Consider the following 19539-nt stretch of genomic DNA (forward strand, 5'->3'; position numbering starts at 1 on the left):
GGGCGTTCCTCTCTCGCTCGCAACTCCGTGTCGTGGTGCGACCTACCGGTTCACGTTCCGTGGTCCCAGCTCCCCATGTAGTCTCGCTGGGTGTCGGTCAGCGCATCGAACTCGACGCCTTCGGCCTCGAGTTTGATCTCGGCGATCTCCTGATCTAACTCGTCGGGCACGTCGTGAACGCCGGCCTCGTAGGCGTCGCTTGTTCGCGGCTCGTCGCCGCTCACATCTGCGGAGCGTGGCTCCGCACTCTCGACTAACTCGCGCACACAGGCGGCTTGCACACCGAATGACTGGTCCATGACCTCGACAGGATGGCCCAGCGAAATGGGCGCGGCGAGGTTGACGAGCCGTCCCTCCGCGACGACGTTGAGTCGGCGGCCGTCTCCCATCTCGTAGGCCTCGACACCGTCTCGCGCTTCGTAGCGGTCGACCGCGAGCTCGCCCAACGCGTCGAGATCAATCTCGATGTCGAAGTGGCCCGCGTTGGCGAGCAGGACCCCGTCTTGCATCTTCTCGAAGTGCTCGCGGACGATGACGTCACGGTTCCCGGTCGTGGTGAGGAAGACGTCGCCTACTTCGGCTGCCTCGGCCATCGGCATGACATCGTAGCCTTCCATGTGGGCCTCGAGCGCACGTCGGGGCTCGACCTCGGTGACGATGACGTTCGCGTTCTGGCCCGAGGCCTTCCGGGCGACGCCCTTGCCACAGTAACCAAAGCCGGCGACGACCACGTTCTTGCCGGCCCACGAGAGGTTCGTGGTCATCGCGATGCTCGCAAGCGAGGACTCGCCGGTGCCGTGAACGTTGTCGAACAGGCGCTTCATCGGCGTGTCGTTGACGGCGAAGACCGGATACTCGAGCGCGCCGTCCTCGTCCATCGCGCGCAGGCGGTGAACGCCGGTCGTGGTCTCCTCGGCGCCCCCGATGATGCCGTCGATCAGTTCGGGGTAGTCCTCGTGAATCGCGGCGACGAGGTCCATCCCGTCGTCGACCGTGACGGTGGGTTCGTGGGCGATGACGGCCTCGATGGCGTCGTAGTACTCCTCGTCGTCGACGCCGCGTTTGGCGTAGCTCGTGATCGATTCGTGGGCGTCGAGCGCCGCCGAGACGTCGTCGTGGGTCGACAGCGGGTTGCAGCCGGTGACGGCCACCTCTGCGCCGCCCTCCGCGAGGGTCTCGACTAAAATCGCCGTCTTCGCTTCCACGTGCATCGCCATCGCAATGCGCTCGCCCGCGAAGGGCTGGTCCTCGACGAACTCAGCACGGACGGACTCGAGAATCGGCATGTGCTGGGCGGCCCAGTCCATCTTCCGGCGGCCCTCGGCTCGAGCCTCTTCTATATCGTCTAACTGCTCGCTGATCGGTGCGTACGCGGTCATAGAGTGAACTGAGTGGGACCGGAGGGAAAACGCTACCGAACCGACGCGTTTGGTTGGGAGGTGGCGCCATTCGGATGCGTCTCTCACCGGTGTTCTCTCGTCCGGTCGTAGGCGTACTCGACAGCCTCCTCGAGCGATCCGGGACCGTCGTAGCTCGCCGAAAACAGCGCCATGAACCGGCGCCCCAGTTTCAGACACCGCTCGACGGTTAGCACGCTCCGGACGGTCGTCGTCTCCGAGATATCGAGCCCAGGATAGCTGACTGCCGTCAGCGTGTAGCCGGGGTGGTCGTCGCCGTCGAGCGATGCCGGAGCAATCCGGAGACGCAAGTCCCCGGATTCGTGGCGATAGGTTCGATACTGGAGCTCCCGATCGGACTCCGCGGGGGTATACTGCCGACGCTCCTCTACGTTCCAGTCCGGTGGGACCTCGATATTCATGTCCACTTCTACCGGGGCAGCGGCTACCTTCGTATCGTCTTACGCAATATTCTCGAATAGCTCCACCATCGTGAGATAATCGGCCATTCTTTGCCCACTATCTGGTTATATTCTGGCCGATTGAATCGATACTGCCGGAGAAATCGGCTATGCTTCACTCGGCGTCGTGGACACTGCAGCTGGAGCGTGCGCCACCCCAGCCGCGTCCATCATCTTTCATCCACCACTCCGCGTCGATTATCCTTCGCCCGCCACTCCGCGTCGATTATCCTTCGTCCGCCACTCCACGTCTCTCACTCCTCGGTGGATTCGCCGCGCTCGCTACCCCGGTCTGTCTCCCGGCTCTCCGTCCGCTGTCCGACGTCCTCCTCGGCGTCGATCTCCGCGTTGGACTCGCCTATCACCTCGTTCGGGTCGATGTCGACGTCCTCGCGCGTCCCCGACTCCGTCGCCGGATCCTCTGTGGCACCGCCCTCGCCGATCCCCTCGAGCGGGTCCGTCGTCGGATCGGCACGCCGCTCTCCATCGCCGTCGATCTCGCTGGCGGCGTCTGTCAGCCCGGCGTCCGCTGTCTCCTCTTCGATTCCAGGATCGCTACCGTCGAAGTCGTCCAGCTCGGGGTCCGTCTCGTCGAGATCAGCTGGCTCCGGATCGGTTTCGTCTTGCCGTCCGGCTCCCGCCTGGCTCTCGGTGCCACTAGTCGTCTTGCCCTCTGGCTCAGTGTCGGTCTCGTCTTGCCGGAACTCTCGTCTCCCTTCGGCGTCGGTTTCGGTCTCGTCCATCTCCCCCATCTCGTCGTGTTCCTCGGAGAACTCGCCGCCGAGTCGGACCGCGTCGGCGGTGATCTCGGCGATCGACGCGCTCGCGAGAGGCACCATCCCCCCAGACGTATTCCCCCAGTCCAGGGCGGCCCGCGTCGAGTCGGCGACGTCCGGATCGAGGTCGACGTACGCTGTCTCTCCCTCGACGTCGGCGACGGTGCCGACGGGCTCTCCAGTGGCGGTCTCGACGAGCTTGTCGATGTCGTCGTCGGTGACGGATGGACTCATGACTCGGCGCACTCCCGGTCTCCAGAAGCCGTCCGTGCCTGCAAGTTACGGGTGTCCGGACTCGGACGTTCCGTCCTTGCCGCCGGGGCTGACGCTTCCCGTCTGATAGCCGTGGAGATCGAGTGTGACGTGATCGAAGCCAATCTCCGAGAGGGCCTCACGAGCAGCGTCGGCGAACGCCGGATCCAGCGCCCGTTCGAGTTCGTCGGGGGCGACCTCGATGCGAGCCAGACCGTCGTGGTCGCGCACGCGGAACTGCTCGAAGCCCCACTGCCGCAGCAGCGCCTCGGCGCGTTCGACCCGCGTCAGCCGTTCCTCGGTGACCTCGAGTCCCGTCGGAATCCGCGAGGAGAGACAGGCCATCTGTGGCTTGTCGGCCACCGAGAGATCGTAGCGATCGGCGATTTCGCGGACCTCTGCCTTCGAGATGCCGTGGTCGAGCAGCGGTGAGTAGACGTCGAGTTCGTCGACGGCCTGGAGGCCTGGCCGGTGGCCTGCGCCCGGATCGTCGGCGTTGGTGCCGTCACAGACGGTCTCGATCCCCAGCTCGCGGGCAGCTTCGAACATCTCGCCTAAGCGCATCGTTCGGCAGTGATAACAGCGGTCTGCGTCGTTTTCGACGAACGCGTCGCTCTCGAGTTCCGAAAAGGAGACGATCTCGTGGCGGATGCCGATCTCCTCGGCGACCCGCTTTGCGTCCTCGAGTTCGGCCTCGGGAAGCGTCTCGGAGGCTGCGGTACAGGCCACGGCGTTCTCGCCGAGCGCGTCGGCAGCCAGCGCGGCCACGACGCTCGAGTCGACCCCGCCGGAGAACGCCACCAACGCACCGTCGTGACTCGCCAGCGAGTCTCGGGCCGCCTCGAGTTTTGCCTCCACCGTCGTCATGGACCTCCGTTTGCTGCGGACGGGCAAAAGGGCGTTGTCGTTGTTTCACCTCGAACGGTATCGGGGACAGTGGCCTCTCGCTACCCGGAGCGTTGCAGAGGCGCGCCCGACCGTTAACTCGCCGACCGTCGTACCTGTTTCCACGATGGCCCTATCCGATCAGCTCCGACGGTTTCGATCGACGGCAGAATCTGCGGAATCCACCACCGAAACCTCTCCAGACGGCACCTCCCGACTGGAACACACCGCCTCGGCGTCCGCCCGCGGGATCCAGGCGGGGTTCGTCGCCACGATCATCATGACGGCGTTCCGGCTACCGATTCTGCGATCGCTCCCGCCGTCGGCGGACTTCTGGGCGCAGTACGTTCGCGGTGGCGACCCCGACGACTACCCTCTCGCTGGCTTGCTCTTGCACCTGCTCTACGGCACCAGCGCGGGGGCAGCCTTCGGCGGCCTGTTCGCGCTCCAGTCGGCCGAGCGCTCGATCGAGTCCGAACAGCGCGGGCTGGTCTGGGGGTCGGTGTTCGGGATGGTGTTGTCGGCGTTTGGCTCCCAGATCATGTTAGAGGAGGTCCTCGACGTTCGCCTCGACGCAGACGAACTCGCGCTGTTTCACGCCTCTCACCTCGTCTACGGGATCGCTCTCGGCGCCTGGGTCGGCTCGCGGACCGAAGGTGTCGACGACCCGACGACGGAGTACGGCTACGACGACTGAGAAGGTACGGCGACGACTGAGAAGGTACGGCGACGACTGAGAAGGTACGGCGACGACTGAGAATGCACGGCTATGACGACTGAAACGACGCTTCTCGTCGACAGGAAGTGCCGGTACTGGCGTCTCCCCGCCTCCCCTTAGCTCGCCCGCGTCTCGGGCGCCCGATCCCCGCGGAAGAACTTCAACACGCCGTGGGCTGCCATCCCGAGTAGGGCCCACTTCCAGGCGACAATTCCGACCGCGAACAGCAGTCCTGCCCGGGCGTAGTTTCCACGGCTGATCGCCCGCTTGGCATCTGCGGCTACCGACAGCACGGTCAGTGACCGGGTCGCCCGCGATCCGAGCAGTTTCTTGAGTACCATGGGGTCCCTCGCTGTCCGAGCGGTAAAACGCCCCGCCCGGAGCGCGCAAGCGCCAGCGAAGCCGCTACTCCTCCTCGTCTGTGGAGTCGTCTGACGCCGATTCGTCTCCCTCCCCCTCTGCGACCTCGGCGGCGACCTCCTCGTCGACTCGTACTGCTCCCGGCTCGGCGGGCGTCTCCTGGGCGTCCGTCTCGGCCATCTCGTCGATCTCTTCGTCCGATCGGTCCTCGTTTAGATCGACGCTGAGTGCTGCCTCGTCTGTCGATTCCGATCTTGCACTCTCCGTCGCGTCTCCGTCCTCGCCTTCCGGTTCCGCGTCGTCTTCGTCGCCCTCCCCGGGACTCCCGATCGGGATCTTCTGTGCCTGCTCGAGCGTGGCTTCCTCCGCTCGCTCGATCGCGTCGGGAACGTCGATCGAGTCGTCCGACTGATCGCGTCGCCAGCGGCCCAGGAGATACGCGACTGCGACGACGCCGAGCGCTGCCAGCAGGGCGTATGCCACCCGACCCGCCCCATCTCTCGCGCTCCCGTCATCGCCCGATCGACCGCCGTCCGCTGCATTTCGTGCCTGTGAGAGGCGACCCATAGGCGGTGTACCGCTTCGATCAGGAAGTTCGTTGGGGGTGCACTCGCCGGATTGGGTCGACGGATCCATCGTCGGGGCGAGGGATTTTTCTCCACGCGCTCTGATACGCCGGTCGATGACGATGGATCTCGAGGCGATTCCGGGCGTCGGCGAGAAGACCGCCCGCGCGCTGTCGGCACTCGACGACCCCGAACGGGCCTTACGGACCGGCGACGTCGCGACGCTCGCCGCGGCGCCGGGGATCAGCCAGGGACGGGCCGCTCGGATCGCCCGCGGTGCGATCCGTAGCGAGCACGACGATCCCGGCGGCTTCCTCGCGACCGACCGTGCCCGCGAGGTCTACCGCGAACTCCTCTCGCTGTGCCAGGAGCGGGCGGTGACCCGCTATGCGGCCCAGCGCCTCGAGACGATCTACCCGAGCGCGCGGCGCTCTCGGATCGAGGAGGTCCGGGCGTTCGCCGAACGGGCCGTCGAGCGCGAGCCAGACCCTGCGGTTCGCGAGGCGCTGTCTGGCCTCGAACCGCTCGAAGAGCCCGGCGACGTGCAGGTTCGCGAGCGGTGTCTGGCCACCGCGGACGCCGAGCGCTACGCCGAGGCTCGGGAGGCGGTACCCGAGCTCTCCGTCGAGGTCGTCGACGACGCCCAGGGACTGGCCGAACTGGCTCGGGGGTACGCGACGGTGATCGCCTTAGACGAGCAGTTCGCCGGGATCGCCGTCGACGGCGACGTGCAGGTGCGCCCCGACGCTCTCGAGAATCCCGCCGAGATCGTCCCGGAGCGCCCGCTGGCCTTTTTCGCGCGCAATCGCGACCGCATCCGGGCCGCAGTCGCCGTCCACCGCGCGGCAGCGATGGACGCCCCTTGTGACCTCGCGGCGCTCGAAGACGGGCTCTCTCGCCTCGACGCGGACGGGACGGTCGCGGGCGACGACGAACTCGACCGACTGACGGTAGCCGTCGACGATCTGGACGCGGCCGCCTCGGCGGCCGAGAGCGTCGCCAACGACCGACTACGCGAGGCGATCCGCGAACAGGACGTCACCATCGAGGGCGCTGACCTACTCTCACTGGTCGAGCGCGGCGCGGGCGTCGATTCGTTACTCTCCCGGGAGCTGGCCGACGAGCACGCTGCCGCCGTCGGGGCTGCCCGCGAGCACCTGATCGACACCCTCGATCTGGACGCCGGCGAGAGCGAACTCGCCCGCCGGGTCTTCGACGACGAGCCGACGTTTCCAGTCGAGCGCGAGGAGAGTGCCCTCTCTCGGCTCCGCGAGGAGCTGACGGCGGCCAAAGAGCGCCGGGCCGCCCGGCTCAAGCGCGAGCTGGCCGCGGAGCTGGCCGACCGGCGAGAGGGAGCCGAGGCGTTGGTCCGCGACGCGCTCGAACTCGACGTGGAGCTCGCAATTTCCCGCTTCGCCCGCGATTTCGACTGCACGATGCCGGAGTTCGTCTGGGACGACGGGGAGGGAGATAACGGGGTGGGGAACGACGGAGATGTCGGTGACCGGACGGCGACCGCCGTGACACAGGCAGACGGCGGCCTCTCCGCGACGGGATTCGCTATCGAGGGCGGGCGCTCGCCGCTGCTCGCCGAACCGCCCGAGGAAATCGACCCCGTCGACTACGAGGTCTCCGGCGTGGCTCTCCTCTCGGGGGTCAACAGCGGCGGGAAGACCTCGACGCTGGATCTGGTCGCGAGCGTCGTCGTTTTGGCGCACATGGGGCTGCCCGTGCCCGCGGACCGGGTCCGGCTGCGCCGATTCGACGGGCTGCACTACCACGCGAAGACCCAGGGAACTCTCGATGCGGGCGCCTTCGAGTCGACGATCCGAGAGTTCGCCGACCTCGCGTCGGGCGGCTCTGGCGCGCTCGTCCTCGTCGACGAACTCGAGAGCATCACCGAGCCGGGTGCCTCCGCGACGATCATCGCGGGCATCCTAGAGGCGCTGACCGAGAACGGCGCGACCGCCGTCTTCGTCTCCCACCTCGCAGGCGAGATTCGAGAGGAAACCGCCGTCGACGTCACTGTCGACGGCATCGAGGCGGTCGGGCTGGTCGACGGCGAGCTCGAGGTCAACCGGTCGCCGGTGAAAAACCGGCTGGCGCGCTCGACGCCCGAACTCATCGTCGAGAAGTTACACGACGAGCACGACGCCACGTTCTACGACCGCCTGCTAACGAAGTTCGAGTGACGTAGCTCGCTCACCGGCGGAAATGACGAGCGACTCCCTCCTTTTCTGTGTCTATACGTTCGCCTGTGGAACCGATACGGCGACTGTCTGTGTCGCTCAGCTCCAATCTGGAGAAAAACTACCAGATCAGTACACAAATATTATTTCTGATTATTGTAGTGGTTGTGGCTATTTTCCAACTACTCAGGGGTTGTCATATCTGGCTGGAAGCCAGAACCAGATCGGAGTCAGAGTGAGTTATGCGGGGCGACATGGTGTTCCAAATTCCTGATAACAAGGAACGACAGCATACCTCTTCTGCCTTCTCTAACGCGTGTATGGTGCGTCTGAAGCCAGTATAACGCACTCACTCTGATCCCGGTACTGTGCTGAAACCCTATTTTGACGCTCCCCGTTTCTTACCGACACCTCTCTTTCGTCTCGAGAGCGGCGATCCCTCAAACCAGATCGTGAGATAGAATAAATCTATGCACTACATATAACTCTCGTGTCTTTACGCACAAAATATTTTAAATTTGGTAGTTCTCTCTCCTCGAAGCAGAACGGCAAAGATCTACTCGACCCATCGCCCCACAGAACGATCTCTCCATCTCCAAAGACTGACCGAAATCGACGCACCATCTGGCGAATGGGGGCCGTTACTCGCTCTCAACGACGTGTACATTCTCTCGCATATTGTTGGGGTCGGGAGCACAGACGTAGTACCGCATTTCGGCGGTTGGTTCGACGCCACCGAGCGTTTGCTCGTCGTCGGTCGTTATTTCCGTTTCGTCGTCATCACCCCTTTCATTGTCACCGTTTCCACCATCCTCACCATTTCTGATATCGTCGCCTGCATAGCCTGCGAGGAGAGCGATGGAACCGGTTCCACCAGCGACCGTTATTAATTCTCGCCGTGATATATAATCATCTATTATCATGTGATGCCTGATAGATGAGTTTGAATTTTTTGCTGCCTGTCACATCGGTGCTTACCTTCTTTTCGTCCGTCGTCCGCGGCCTGTGTAGAGTCCGGTACAGGATGCTGACGGCGGGGTTGAAGCTGATTCAGATCTCAATAAATTACAACTATAGGTGTGTAATTCTTCTCGTGATACCGTCTGCACTCGACGAGGGGTTCCTCGAGTTCTCAACGCCGGTTCTGACAGCTCCCTTCTGGCACTCTGCTCAGCTCACGACGACATGCTCCTCTCTGCCACTTTTACTGATAGGCTTGAATGAAATTACGCTCTGTTTGAATGAGTCACCACTCTAACATATACATCAGATCATGTTTATTGTCTGTAGCATGTCGTCGACTGAGATGAGCGATGACGAACCGACAGCAGACGAAACAGCGAGTTCCAGGCGGCGGTTTCTACAGGACGCCGATGGGTGAGGGGACGATACCGTGGCCCGGAATCCCCGACGGGAGTGGTGGACCGATGACAGGGCCCGTCTATCGGCACGACGAGGAGTTTGCGGAGACGGCGCTTCCCGAGTATTACGACGGCAAGCACGTGATCATGGACTACCACGATAACTGGAGTCTCATCGCCAACTACGATGACGCCGACGAGGCGATGACGGTCCACGGATTCCTCCCCGAGCAACTCCAGTTAGGATCCCCGTTCAAGGCCGAGATCGGACCCGACGGACATCTGTACGTCATCGAATACGGTGTCGGCGGATTCGGTCCGACCACCGATTCTCACATCTACCGGATCGAGCACCATCCGAACGGCCAGTAACGCGTACCACGACCCACTTACCGTCTTCCGATATCCGTCCCCGATGATATCAACAGGAAGACAAAAATATAATTATTCGACGGAGAACCTATCCAAACGATGACTCTACGGGAAATACGACGCCGGTCTCTGCTACAGTCTGCGGTGGTGGCCGGAGAGGCGACCCTCCTTCCGACCGGTTCGCTATCGGCAGCTCCCGACCGGCGTATCATATCCCGCCCCGAGACGGAGGAGTACGAACAAACGTTCGAGTTCGACGCCTACATCGATCGGTGGGCGTGTACGTACCCGCCCGAGTTGGCGGGAACCGATAACCCGACGCTCCGACTCGAACCCGGATCCGTTTATCGAATTATCTTCACCGTCAGTCCCGAAGGCAGCGAGCACGACGTTACGCTCGACAGCGTCGAGACGGCGTCGAGTCAGGACGAGTTCTTGATGCAGACGGATTCCGTTCACGACGCCGGTGAGACCCAGGAGTTGGTGTTCGAAGCGACCGAAGAACTGTTTTCGTACTACTCGACCGTCAATCCGTCTCGACAGCGCGGATTTATCGATGTGGCGGGCGTCCAGAATGATCGCGTTCGGTTCCGTCACCTTACGCTCCAATCCGATCGCTGGGTCGGCACTGCCCCGGCTGCAATAGACAGCGTCGAGAACCCGACGCTCGAACTCGACGCCGGCTCCGAGTACCGTGTCGTTCTGACGTCCGACGTTGACGAAGACCATCACTTCGTAATCGAGGACGCGTCCGGTGATGCCGTTCCGGTTCAGACGATGACCGATAACGGACAGGTTACGGAGGTTGCGTTCGAGGCGACGACCGAGATGGCCGCCTACGCGTCCGAGACGGGTCAGGCACAAGCACGGGGCGAAATCGAGGTCGACAGTTCTGACCTCAGAGCGCAGCGATTGGCACACCTGGAAGCGGCATGCGATATCGTCCTCGAAAGCGACGAGGACGGCTGGCGGGGGCTCGCTCCCGACTCCCTCCAGCACGAACTGAATCCGACGCTCGAACTCGACGCTGGCGAGGAGTATACGATCGGCTGGCTCAACGGTGATGGTGGGGCACACAGCCTCGTCGTCGAAGAGGCAAACGACGTGACCGTCGCCGAAACGCCCGTCGGTGACCGCGAGGCGGAGTACCAGACGCTCTCGTTCGAGGCCACCGAGACGATCGACGCCTACCGGTGCCCTTCCCACTCAGCGGAGATGGCTGGCTCGATTTCCGTGACTGGTTCGGAGTCGTCGGACTCACTCGCGGAAACGGACGACAGGAACGGCGAGGAAAGTGACGAGGCGGCCGATGAGACACCAGGATTCGGAATCGTCGCCTCCCTCGCCGGAATCAGCGCCGGTGTTGCAACGGTCGCAGCTAGGTGGCACAACGGTGGCGAGTAGGACGGTAGTGTGGCCCCTCCACGACCTTTTCGGATCCATTCGCTCCGTTGGTGATTCGGCTGGGTCACGTTGTCTTGTTGCCCTCGAACGTCCGAATATTGAGTGTGACGGCGGAAACGGACGAGTCAGGCGAACGAATTTGGGTCCTCAGAGAAACCGACACCTCGGCTCCGGGAAGCCGTCACCAGAGCAAAGGAAGCGCTATCAGAAAGGCTCGAATAATCGCTTCCCACGGGGTTTTCGAAGGAGTGTTAGTCAACGATCCGGACGGAAGCAGTACTCGGTACGTCGCTAACTCTGATGGAACATTTGACTAACTGTCCACAGCAGGCGACTGAGCGTCTACCGGCGCGCTCAGAGGATGCCTGGGGGAACTCGTTCATAGATCACTCATAGTACTCGATCATGTGGATACCACCGTTCCCGATATCTGAGTAGTCCATCATGAACAGCCGCCCCTGGGGGCCGTACTTCATCTCGGTCGGGTCCTGCCACGGGTGATCGGGGAGGAACTCGTTGACCTCGACGGTGCCGTCCTCCTCGTAGGTGAGATAGCCGACCCAGCTGTCGGGTGCAAATGGCGCCATGAGGAACTGTTTCCCCTCAAAGTGGGGATCCAGTGCCCCCTCGCTAAACGCCTCTGAATACCGGTAGGCCGGCCCAGCGTTCGCGGAGCCGAGCTCCGAGACGCCCGGCCAGGTCACCTCTCCGGGTTGGGGCATATCGACCCACGGTGCCGCCTCGACGTAGCTGTCCCAGTCTTGAGCCTGCCAGACGGTCGCCGGCGTGACGTTCGGGATGTCCTCGATACCGGTGTTGTTCTGGGAGTCATTCCGGAGGTTGTCGGGCCAGTAGGGTTGGCCGGGCTGGTCGCTCTCGAAGTCCCAGCGGCGGTAGGGGTAGTAGCCCTTGAAAAAAGGCCAGCCGGCATTGGCCGGCTCGCAGATCGCGTGCCACGTTGCCAGCCCAACTGGACCGATATCTGTGTCCCAGCCCCCGCCGGGGGCATAGTCGCCGACGAAGATCGAAGCGGTGTGCTCGTCGACTGAAATGATAAACGGATTCCGAAAGCCCATCGCGTAGATTTCCGGTCGGAACTCCGCTTCGGTATATGAGTCACCCGTCTCGCTTTCCCAGGCTTCCTTGAGGTTCCCCTCTGGAATTGAGTACCCATCATTTTCGGGAACGATCCGGAGGACTTTCCCACGCAAATCAGCTGTGTTGCCAGACGTACGGCGACCGTCGAAGTTCGGGTGCGCTGTTTCGCTATCATCGAGTGGCCCCCACGTCGATCCAATGGCGTTGGCGTCGTCACCGGTCGTGACATAGAGGTGCCCCTCGGGCCCAAACTGGAGGTTCCCGCCGCGGTGACAGCAGTAGTCGTGTTGCTCGTGAATGCGAAGAAGCTCCACTTCCGAAGTCGGATCGATCCGGTCGTTTAACGTCTCGAATTGTGAGACAACCATGTACCCGAAGTCGACCTCGCCGTCGTACCACTCTGCGTAGGGGCTTTGGACGTCATCGCGCTCGTCGGCCGGCGGCGTGTAGTAGACGTAGACGTAGCCGTTGTCCTCGAAATCGGGATCCAGCGCGATAGCCTGTCCACCGAGTTCCCGCGCCTCAACGTGCTCGTCAGGTTCTTCAAGTGCCCCTACCTGCACATCGAGTTCGATCGCAATCTCGTGGTTGCCGGTATCCGGGTCGATCCAACCAATTTCGGACGTTCCGTGTTCGAGCGTCACGAATGGAGCTCCTCGTGTGATATACCACACTCGTCCATCGGGCGAGATGTCGATCGACATCAGGTTGTCGACCGCCAACAGCTCGGTGATCTCGTAGTTGTCCCAGTCGGTGGCAGCGTCGGGATCCGGCTCACCCCAGGCAGGATCGTGGTCACGGTGCCAGGTTTCCTCAACCCCATTGGTTTTCTCTCCGTTCCCACCGGTTTCCTCGCCGTTTCCGTTCTCGTCTCCGTTTCCACCATCATCTCCAGTATCGCTTGCGGGACCGTCAGTACCGTCGAGACAGCCCGACAACCCGATCGCCCCTAAACCACCAACACGACAGAGCAACCGATTTCGTTTACCGGTTGCTCTGTCGTTTTCGCTACCCTCGTGTTCGGTCATGCCATAATATTACTATAAACTAATAAGTGTGTTACGGCGGATCTCCCATCCAATTATATGATCTTAACTCCTGACTTGGGAACGCCGCCCTAACTCATAGCGCGATCTGTTTCGCTAGTGTCTGTACGCTTGATCTTGTCGCCGTTTCCCCCTTCAGTCTCTACATTGTGTTGGTCTGTCTCAGGACAGTTTCGCAGGGTACGATGATTCGTAGCCATCCCCGACAGATAATCTCTCCAAATAATATGGATGAAAAGAATAATATGATGTCTGTTATATTGTCTCACTGCTATGGGGTCCAAATCAAATACACGGATCGAGCGGTATAGGCGTCGCTTCTTGGAGGGAATGGGAACAGTCGGGATAGCCGGTGTGCTGGCTGGCTGTTTGGGCGACGACGACGCAAACGGCGATGATGCAAACGGTGACGATGCAAACGGCGACGATACAAATGGTTCCGGTGACGAACCGTCGTCTTTCGAAGTGGATGAACTGTTACCCGGTGATGAGACGGTAGAACGCGGAGGGGGTATCGACGTCAGTGCTGAACTTACGAACAGTGGCGATGACGAGGGGACTCAGGAGGTCGAGTTACTCTTTGATGGTGACAGCGAGGCTACTGAGAGCCTGACGCTGACCGGCGGCGAGACCCAGAACGTGTACTTCGCAGAGATTGAGACTACAGCCCTCGACGTCGGCGAGTACGAGTATGAGCTGGTCACCGAGGACGACAGTGTGAGTGCGACCCTCGACGTCGACGGTGTGTTAGATGACGACCCGCTGCTTACGCTTGACGAAGACGAGGTTGGACAGGGCGAACAAACCCTCTCAGGAACGATCAGCAATCCATATCCAGTACCGCTTGAGGACGGCGAAATCGACCTTGGCGTTCCCGATGGATGGGAACTCACTGATCCCGACGGGACTACGTTCGACGAGTTAGCAGCGCTTGGTTCTCAAGACGTCACGTGGACGTTGACTGTCCCTGCCGATGCCGAGGGCGAGCACGAATTGACTGCGTCGGCCAGCTATACGTCCGCCAACGAGTCCGCCGACGGATCGGCGAGCTTCCCGGTTGCGATCGACCTCTGGGATGGGATCGAATTCGTGGAATCGACCCACTTCGAGGACATCTTCGAGGGGCCGGACGATCGCTGCATCGAATGGGACGGAGATAACCCTGCCTGTGGTTGGGGGCCGTACGAAATCGACCTGAGCGATTTCCTCCCCGCCGAGAACGTCCAGTTGCTGTTCGAGGACCCGTACACCGACGACGGCTACGGGGTGTCGCTGTTAGAGATGACCGTCCGAGCCGACGGCGAGGAGATCCACGTCATAGACGGCGATTCGGAGACGGAAGTAGAGGAGTACCTCGTCGAGGAGTCCGGATCTAACACCAACGAGGGGGACACGTCGTCCTGGCGGTTTGCCGATGGCGAGGCCTGGTGGATCTACGAGTTCGACGTCCCCGAGGGAGCCGAGGAACTGACGGTCGAGTTCGAGATGCGAAACGGGTGGCAGATTTCGACTCGAACGATTCCGGCGAGCGACGTCGAGGATCCGGAGACGGATCCGTCGGTGCTCGCCGACTTCGTGGTCACGGACCTCGAACCAGGGGATACCACCGTCGAACACGGGGAGGTGGTTTCCGTCGACGCCACCATCCTCAACAACAGCCAGGCAGAGGGAACCCGGGACGTCGAGTTTACCGTCGGTGGACAGAGCGACGTGGTAGAGCTCAGCCTCGACGGTGACGAAACTGAAGACCTCTCGTTCGAAGTCGACACCGGCGACCTCTTCGGCGACGAGTACGAGTACGAACTCGACACCGGCGATCATACGGCGAGCGCCACACTGACCGTCGAGGGCGACGATCGCGAGTTCGAGGAGGTGTTCCACTTTGAGGATGTCTTCGACGGGCCGGACGACCGCTGTCTGGAGTGGGACGCGGACGATCCAGCCTGCGGCTGGGGTCCGTACGAGGCTGACCTGAGCGAACTCTTGCCCGCCGACCAGATTCAGCTCCGATTCGAAGATTCGTACCCAGACGACGGGTTCGGCGTCGCGCTCAACCAGCTGACGATGCTCGCTGACGGCGAGCTGGCTCACACCTTCGACGTCCCCACCGAGGACGAGGCGTACTTGGTCGAAGACAACTCCAGCGGGGCCGATCCTGAAAGCCACCGATGGGCCGACGGCGAGGACTACTGGACCTACCAGTTTGAGATCCCCGAGGATGCGGACGAACTGACAGTCGAGTTCTGGATGCGCAACGGGTGGCTCATTTCGGGCCGCTAATCCTCTTGAACGACGGCACCTAGTAGTTGATTGGGTGTCTCTCACCCATCGCCTGTTCCACAAAACAGGAGATCCACTGTCGTCTGTCAATTCACCCTCTTACGAGATACTGTGAATGCGGGCCGAGTGCAGGCAGGCTCGACGTGGATGGAAATATAACCAATCTCTCAGATCTATATTTTATTCTCTTAGCAGACATATCTCCCAACATACTCATCCCCGTCGTGCTCAAGAGAGAGGCCGAGATCTGAATCGCTGTGATGTAGCCGTCAGCGGGTGACCGTCATCGACGAGAATCATGGTTTTTTAGGTCACAGATCGTGTGGACTCTCGAGAAATTCCGGCAGTTATCGAAACGCTTTGCCCTCGAGTTTCTCATGACCGTTCCGAAGAAATTGCCACGCCAATGTCCCTACAGGCGCCGAAAGACCGTCTCTGAACAATCGAACGGTGTCTGAATCGACGGCAGCGTACAGCCAGACTGCTGTCCATTGATTCGACCATCGTCTCGTTGAGAGCCACGTGATCTGGACAACATTGCTGGCTGGCTGTAGACTACCCTGTTGTACCCAGTTGTGAACGGCTTTCCGTACTCGGTTGACGTCATATGTCTCTACCTTTCGAATTGTATATGAAAGCGATAACTTGGTGAGATACTTCCGGACACTGAGGTCCACCAGCTGACGCGGTGTCCGCTCTCGCGCCACAGAGTCTCCTTCGATCTAGGTGCGACAATATTTGAGGCAGATGCTTTTCACTCTATTCTTGCTGAAAACCCCTCTGGCGTATCCGTCAGCGTTACCGACACGTGACCGACTCCCGCCAGCAAACAACTAAGTGGGTTCGACAGCCTGGTGAAAGTAATGACCGAGGATCCCGACGGGGGGATGCTCTCGTGGGACGAATCCGTGTTCCGCAACGAACACGTCTTCGAGATCGACTACGTTCCCGAGACGTTCAAACACCGCGAGTCTCAGACCAAGAGCCTGACGTACGCGCTTCGGCCGGCAGTTCGGGGCTCGCGTCCGCTGAACGCGCTCGTTCGCGGCCCGCCAGGGACCGGGAAGACGACGGCCATCCAGAAACTCTTCGACGAGGTCGGCGCCCAGACGCGAGACGTCAGGACGATCCGGGTCAACTGTCAGGTCAACGCGACCCGCTACTCCGTCTTCTCGCGGCTATTCGAGGGAACCTTCGACTACGAGCCGCCCTCGTCGGGAATCTCCTTCAAGAAGCTGTTCGGCCAGATCGCCGAGAAACTCGTCGACGAGGACCGGGTGCTCGTCGTCGCTCTAGACGACGTGAACTATCTCTTCTACGAGAACGAGGCCTCGGACACGCTGTACTCTCTGCTTCGGGCCCACGAGGAGTACCCTGGGGCCAAGATCGGCGTCATCGTCGTCTCCTCTGATCCCTCGCTCGAAGTGATCGACGAACTCGACTCGCGGGTCCAGAGCGTCTTCCGTCCCGAAGAGGTATACTTTCCCGTCTACGACGGCCCGGAGATCGTCGACATCTTAGACGAGCGCGTCCGCCGAGGGTTTCACGACGGCGTCATCGCCCGCGAGACCCTGGAGTACGTCGCCGAGTTGACCGCCGACAGCGGTGACCTTCGGGTCGGAATCGACCTGCTTCGGCGGGCCGGACTCAACGCCGAGATGCGCGCGAGCCGCACCGTCGAGCGCGAGGACGTCGAGTCGGCCTACGAGAAGTCCAAGTACGTCAGCCTCTCGCGGAGCCTCTCGGGGCTCACCGACAACGAGCGCGCCCTGCTTCAGGTGCTCGCCGAGCGCGACGGCGAACAGGCCGGCGAAGTCTACGAGCGCTTCCACGAGGAGACCGATCTGGGCTACACGCGGTACTCCGAGATCGTCAACAAGTTAGACCAGCTCGGCCTAATCGAAGCCGACTACGCCGACATCGAGGGCCGCGGGCGCTCGCGCTCGCTCTCGCTCGCCTACGAGCAGTCGGCCGTGCTCGATCGGCTCGAGTAGCCTCCTGTCTGCAACATCTCGACTGCGCCTATCCCGATCGGTTGGATCGCCTCACTTCAGCCGTTTACCCACTCTCTGGCTTCGGACTCGCTTTCGAACACGTGGGTGTCGAGTTCGTCCAGCGAACTGTCGAATGCCATCCCTTTGACTCGCTGTGTGACTACGATCGCCCACCGATCGATTCCGGATTGTTCGGCCATCGCTGCGCCGCGTTTGACCTCATCGAAGACGCCCGAACTCAGTGGGTTCTCGACATTCAACAACGTCAGTACTGCATCCGTCGACGGCTTCGCGACCGCCTCCGCAAACTCGTCGTTGATTTGCTTTCCGGTTTCCCCGGTCAACTCGAGTCCTTTCGGCAAGTCGACGACAACCATGTTCCCCTCCACTCGTACCTGATATCGATCTCGATTGCGCATCGTTCCTATTTGTGTGGTTTTCAGGGAGGGTAAGGAACGATGTGGCTTACCTGTTAGGTAACAGAATAGTTAGGAAAAACGTATTTCTGCCGGCGACCGGCTATTTTTCGCGTCACTGGCACGTTCTCACCGAGGTAGAAGCGATACACTCTTCTGGCATCCGACAGCACCGCAACGCTCTCTTGATTCCTTTCTCAGGTGCTCTGGATCTGTTCGCGGTAGGATTCGGCGGTTTTCACTGCCTCTTCGAGCGTCGACGCGGCCTCGCCGTCGGCCCGCTCGCGGAGCTGGCGTAGCTCGTTCAACCGCCCATCGAGGACCGCGTGATCCGGCTCCCGATCCTGCTTGACCAGCTCTTCGAACCCTGCGGCACCGTCCCGGATGTCGGCGGCGAGGTCGCCATCAGCGGTCGTTTCGGACGCTTCCACGAGCTTCGCGCGGACGGTCTCGAGTTCGTCTGCCATACTGGCTCCACCACAACCCGACGCAAAGAGCTTGGGTGCACGTCGGTCGTCTGAGATGCCGACGCCCCGCTATCTCGATTCGGGACGTTCGGTATCCGCAGATCCGCGTTTGACAGCCGATTTCGTGCCGCCACCGAAGATACACATATATACTTCTTCGACTCCATCCCTCTCTCATAGTGACAGTTCCGGACCGTTCCGATCTCTCCCGCCGTGAGTACGTCCGCCTCGCCGTCGCAGCCGGCGGTCTCGCTGCTCTCGGTGCCTGTCTTGAGGCGGACGGCGAGGACGACGTGCCGTCCGGAACTGACCCCACCACCCTTCCCGATCGCCAACACGCCTGGAACGAGTATCTCGAAACCGACGACGACGGCAACGTCCGCCCGCCCGAACACCACGTTCTCCTCGCACTCTCGCTGACTCCCGACGTCGAGGCAGATGGGGAACCCGGGCCGGATGAAGACGCGGCTGAGACCGTCGAGGCGGCGCTGCGAACGCTCGAGCGGGCCTACGAGTGGAGCAACGAGGGGCTGCTGTTCACGCTTGGGTACACGCCCACCTACTTCGAGCGCTTCGACGGCTCGCTTCCCGACGCGGTCGACCTGCCGGCGCCCGAGCCATTGACCGACCGCGAGAGCCCCGACACCCTCGAGTTCGACGAGTTCGACGCCGTGCTCCACCTCGCCAGCGATCGCGCTGCGGTCGTGCTCGCCGCCGAGGAGGCGCTGTTCGGCGAACTCGACGACGTCAACGGGGAGCCCGTCGAAACCGATCTCTCCGGCGTCTTTGCTCGCCACGACGACCGCCGACGGACCGGATTCGTCGGTCCGGGGCTGCCCGCCGAGAAGATCGACGTCAGCGGCGTCCCCGAGTCGGTTCCCGAGGACGCCCCCTTCTTCATGGGCTTTCGGTCCGGCTTTCGGGAGAGCCAGGCCACGGAAGGCCGTGTAACGATCGAGTCCGGTCCGTTTGCCGGCGGTACGACCCAGCACGTCTCCTCCATGGCGATCCAGCTCGACCAGTGGTTCGACCAGGAGAGCCACGCCCAGCGCGTCATGAAGACGTTTAGCCCACACCACAACGATGCGGACCTGATTTCGGGAGTCGGGGACTCCCTTGGCTCCTCGAGCGCGCTGACAGACGACTGGATCGACGCCACAGACGAGGATGCCCGGAACCGCGGGGTCGTCGGCCACGCCCAGAAGGCTGCCCGAGCCCGAGAGGACGGCGACCCGCTCCTCCTGCGACGGGATTTCAACACCGTCGACGGTGATCGCCCAGGCTTGCACTTTCTCTCGCTGCAACGCGAGATTGCGGACTTCGTCCGCGTTCGCGAGGCGATGACCGGCGCGGACCTGCCGATCGGACAGCCACAGAATCACGGTATTCTTGGCTACATCTTCGTCGACCGACGCGGCAACTACCTCGTTCCACCGCGCTCCCGACGTGCGCTTCCACACCCCGACCCTGAATGATGTCGACTTCACTTCCACCGAT

17 protein-coding genes and 1 pseudogene are annotated in these 19539 nt (G+C 61.8%); 7 read left to right on the forward strand and 11 right to left on the reverse strand.

Translation table 11 applies throughout. The features are described 5' to 3' along the window. Window positions 1-50: 50 nt before the first annotated feature. From OB905_08685 to larE, 4 genes are all read right to left on the reverse strand, one after another. Window positions 51-1379 (reverse strand): adenosylhomocysteinase, encoded by a 1329-nt coding sequence (locus OB905_08685; GenBank protein MCU4926061.1) that lies wholly within the window; start codon window positions 1377-1379, stop codon window positions 51-53. Between the two features lie 83 nt (window positions 1380-1462). Continuing rightward, window positions 1463-1819 (reverse strand): hypothetical protein, encoded by a 357-nt coding sequence (locus OB905_08690; protein ID MCU4926062.1) that lies wholly within the window; start codon window positions 1817-1819, stop codon window positions 1463-1465. A gap of 293 nt (window positions 1820-2112) precedes the next feature. Further along, a complete protein-coding gene (locus tag OB905_08695; GenBank protein ID MCU4926063.1) occupies window positions 2113-2868 on the reverse strand; it encodes a hypothetical protein in 756 nt (251 codons plus the stop codon). Between the two features lie 45 nt (window positions 2869-2913). Further along, window positions 2914-3753, reverse strand: a complete 840-nt coding sequence (gene larE, locus OB905_08700) for an ATP-dependent sacrificial sulfur transferase LarE (GenBank protein MCU4926064.1) — start codon at window positions 3751-3753, stop codon at window positions 2914-2916. A gap of 145 nt (window positions 3754-3898) precedes the next feature. On the opposite strand from larE, the gene OB905_08705 reads away from it, so the two are divergent. Beyond that, the gene (locus tag OB905_08705; protein MCU4926065.1) at window positions 3899-4468 is read left to right on the forward strand and encodes a hypothetical protein; all 570 of its coding nucleotides are present in this window, start codon (window positions 3899-3901) and stop codon (window positions 4466-4468) included. 137 nt (window positions 4469-4605) lie between these two features. On the opposite strand, the gene OB905_08710 is transcribed toward OB905_08705, so the two are convergent. Together OB905_08710 and OB905_08715 are read right to left on the reverse strand one after the other, a co-directional pair. Continuing rightward, window positions 4606-4830: a hypothetical protein gene (locus tag OB905_08710; protein MCU4926066.1), complete on the reverse strand. Its 225-nt coding sequence runs from the start codon at window positions 4828-4830 to the stop codon at window positions 4606-4608. 64 nt (window positions 4831-4894) lie between these two features. Beyond that, window positions 4895-5416: a hypothetical protein gene (locus tag OB905_08715; protein MCU4926067.1), complete on the reverse strand. Its 522-nt coding sequence runs from the start codon at window positions 5414-5416 to the stop codon at window positions 4895-4897. Between the two features lie 121 nt (window positions 5417-5537). On the opposite strand from OB905_08715, the gene OB905_08720 reads away from it, so the two are divergent. After that, a complete protein-coding gene (locus tag OB905_08720) occupies window positions 5538-7607 on the forward strand; it encodes a helix-hairpin-helix domain-containing protein (GenBank protein ID MCU4926068.1) in 2070 nt (689 codons plus the stop codon). Between the two features lie 638 nt (window positions 7608-8245). Here OB905_08720 and OB905_08725 read toward each other — a convergent pair. After that, window positions 8246-8527, reverse strand: coding sequence for a hypothetical protein (locus OB905_08725; protein ID MCU4926069.1), 282 nt, complete (start codon window positions 8525-8527; stop codon window positions 8246-8248). Between the two features lie 504 nt (window positions 8528-9031). Between OB905_08725 and OB905_08730 the strand changes: the two genes are divergently transcribed. Continuing rightward, window positions 9032-9337: a hypothetical protein gene (locus OB905_08730; protein MCU4926070.1), complete on the forward strand. Its 306-nt coding sequence runs from the start codon at window positions 9032-9034 to the stop codon at window positions 9335-9337. A 99-nt stretch (window positions 9338-9436) separates the two neighbouring features. After that, entirely contained in the window at window positions 9437-10741 is a 1305-nt protein-coding gene (locus tag OB905_08735) for a hypothetical protein (protein ID MCU4926071.1), read from the forward strand. Window positions 10742-11127: 386 nt separating this feature from the next. On the opposite strand, the gene OB905_08740 is transcribed toward OB905_08735, so the two are convergent. Continuing rightward, window positions 11128-12867: a PQQ-dependent sugar dehydrogenase gene (locus OB905_08740; GenBank protein MCU4926072.1), complete on the reverse strand. Its 1740-nt coding sequence runs from the start codon at window positions 12865-12867 to the stop codon at window positions 11128-11130. Between the two features lie 372 nt (window positions 12868-13239). Here OB905_08740 and OB905_08745 point away from each other — a divergent pair, with 372 nt between their 5' ends. Beyond that, a complete protein-coding gene (locus OB905_08745; GenBank protein ID MCU4926073.1) occupies window positions 13240-15165 on the forward strand; it encodes an NEW3 domain-containing protein in 1926 nt (641 codons plus the stop codon). A 449-nt stretch (window positions 15166-15614) separates the two neighbouring features. On the opposite strand, the pseudogene OB905_08750 reads toward OB905_08745, so the two are convergent. Beyond that, window positions 15615-15887: pseudogene (locus tag OB905_08750) on the reverse strand (IS6 family transposase). 141 nt (window positions 15888-16028) lie between these two features. Between OB905_08750 and OB905_08755 the strand changes: the two are divergent. Next, a complete protein-coding gene (locus OB905_08755) occupies window positions 16029-17159 on the forward strand; it encodes an ORC1-type DNA replication protein (protein ID MCU4926074.1) in 1131 nt (376 codons plus the stop codon). 56 nt (window positions 17160-17215) lie between these two features. Here OB905_08755 and OB905_08760 read toward each other — a convergent pair whose 3' ends face one another. Both OB905_08760 and OB905_08765 read right to left on the reverse strand, forming a co-directional pair. Continuing rightward, a complete protein-coding gene (locus tag OB905_08760; protein ID MCU4926075.1) occupies window positions 17216-17536 on the reverse strand; it encodes a hypothetical protein in 321 nt (106 codons plus the stop codon). Between the two features lie 236 nt (window positions 17537-17772). After that, complete coding sequence (locus OB905_08765; GenBank protein MCU4926076.1) at window positions 17773-18042, reverse strand: hypothetical protein; 270 nt, start codon at window positions 18040-18042, stop codon at window positions 17773-17775. 179 nt (window positions 18043-18221) lie between these two features. On the opposite strand from OB905_08765, the gene OB905_08770 reads away from it, so the two are divergent. Next, window positions 18222-19517, forward strand: a complete 1296-nt coding sequence (locus OB905_08770) for a Tat pathway signal protein (protein MCU4926077.1) — start codon at window positions 18222-18224, stop codon at window positions 19515-19517. The last annotated feature ends 22 nt before the right edge of the window (window positions 19518-19539 follow it).

The organism is Halobacteria archaeon AArc-dxtr1 (genome assembly GCA_025517425.1).
Lineage (GTDB): Archaea > Halobacteriota > Halobacteria > Halobacteriales > Natrialbaceae > Halostagnicola.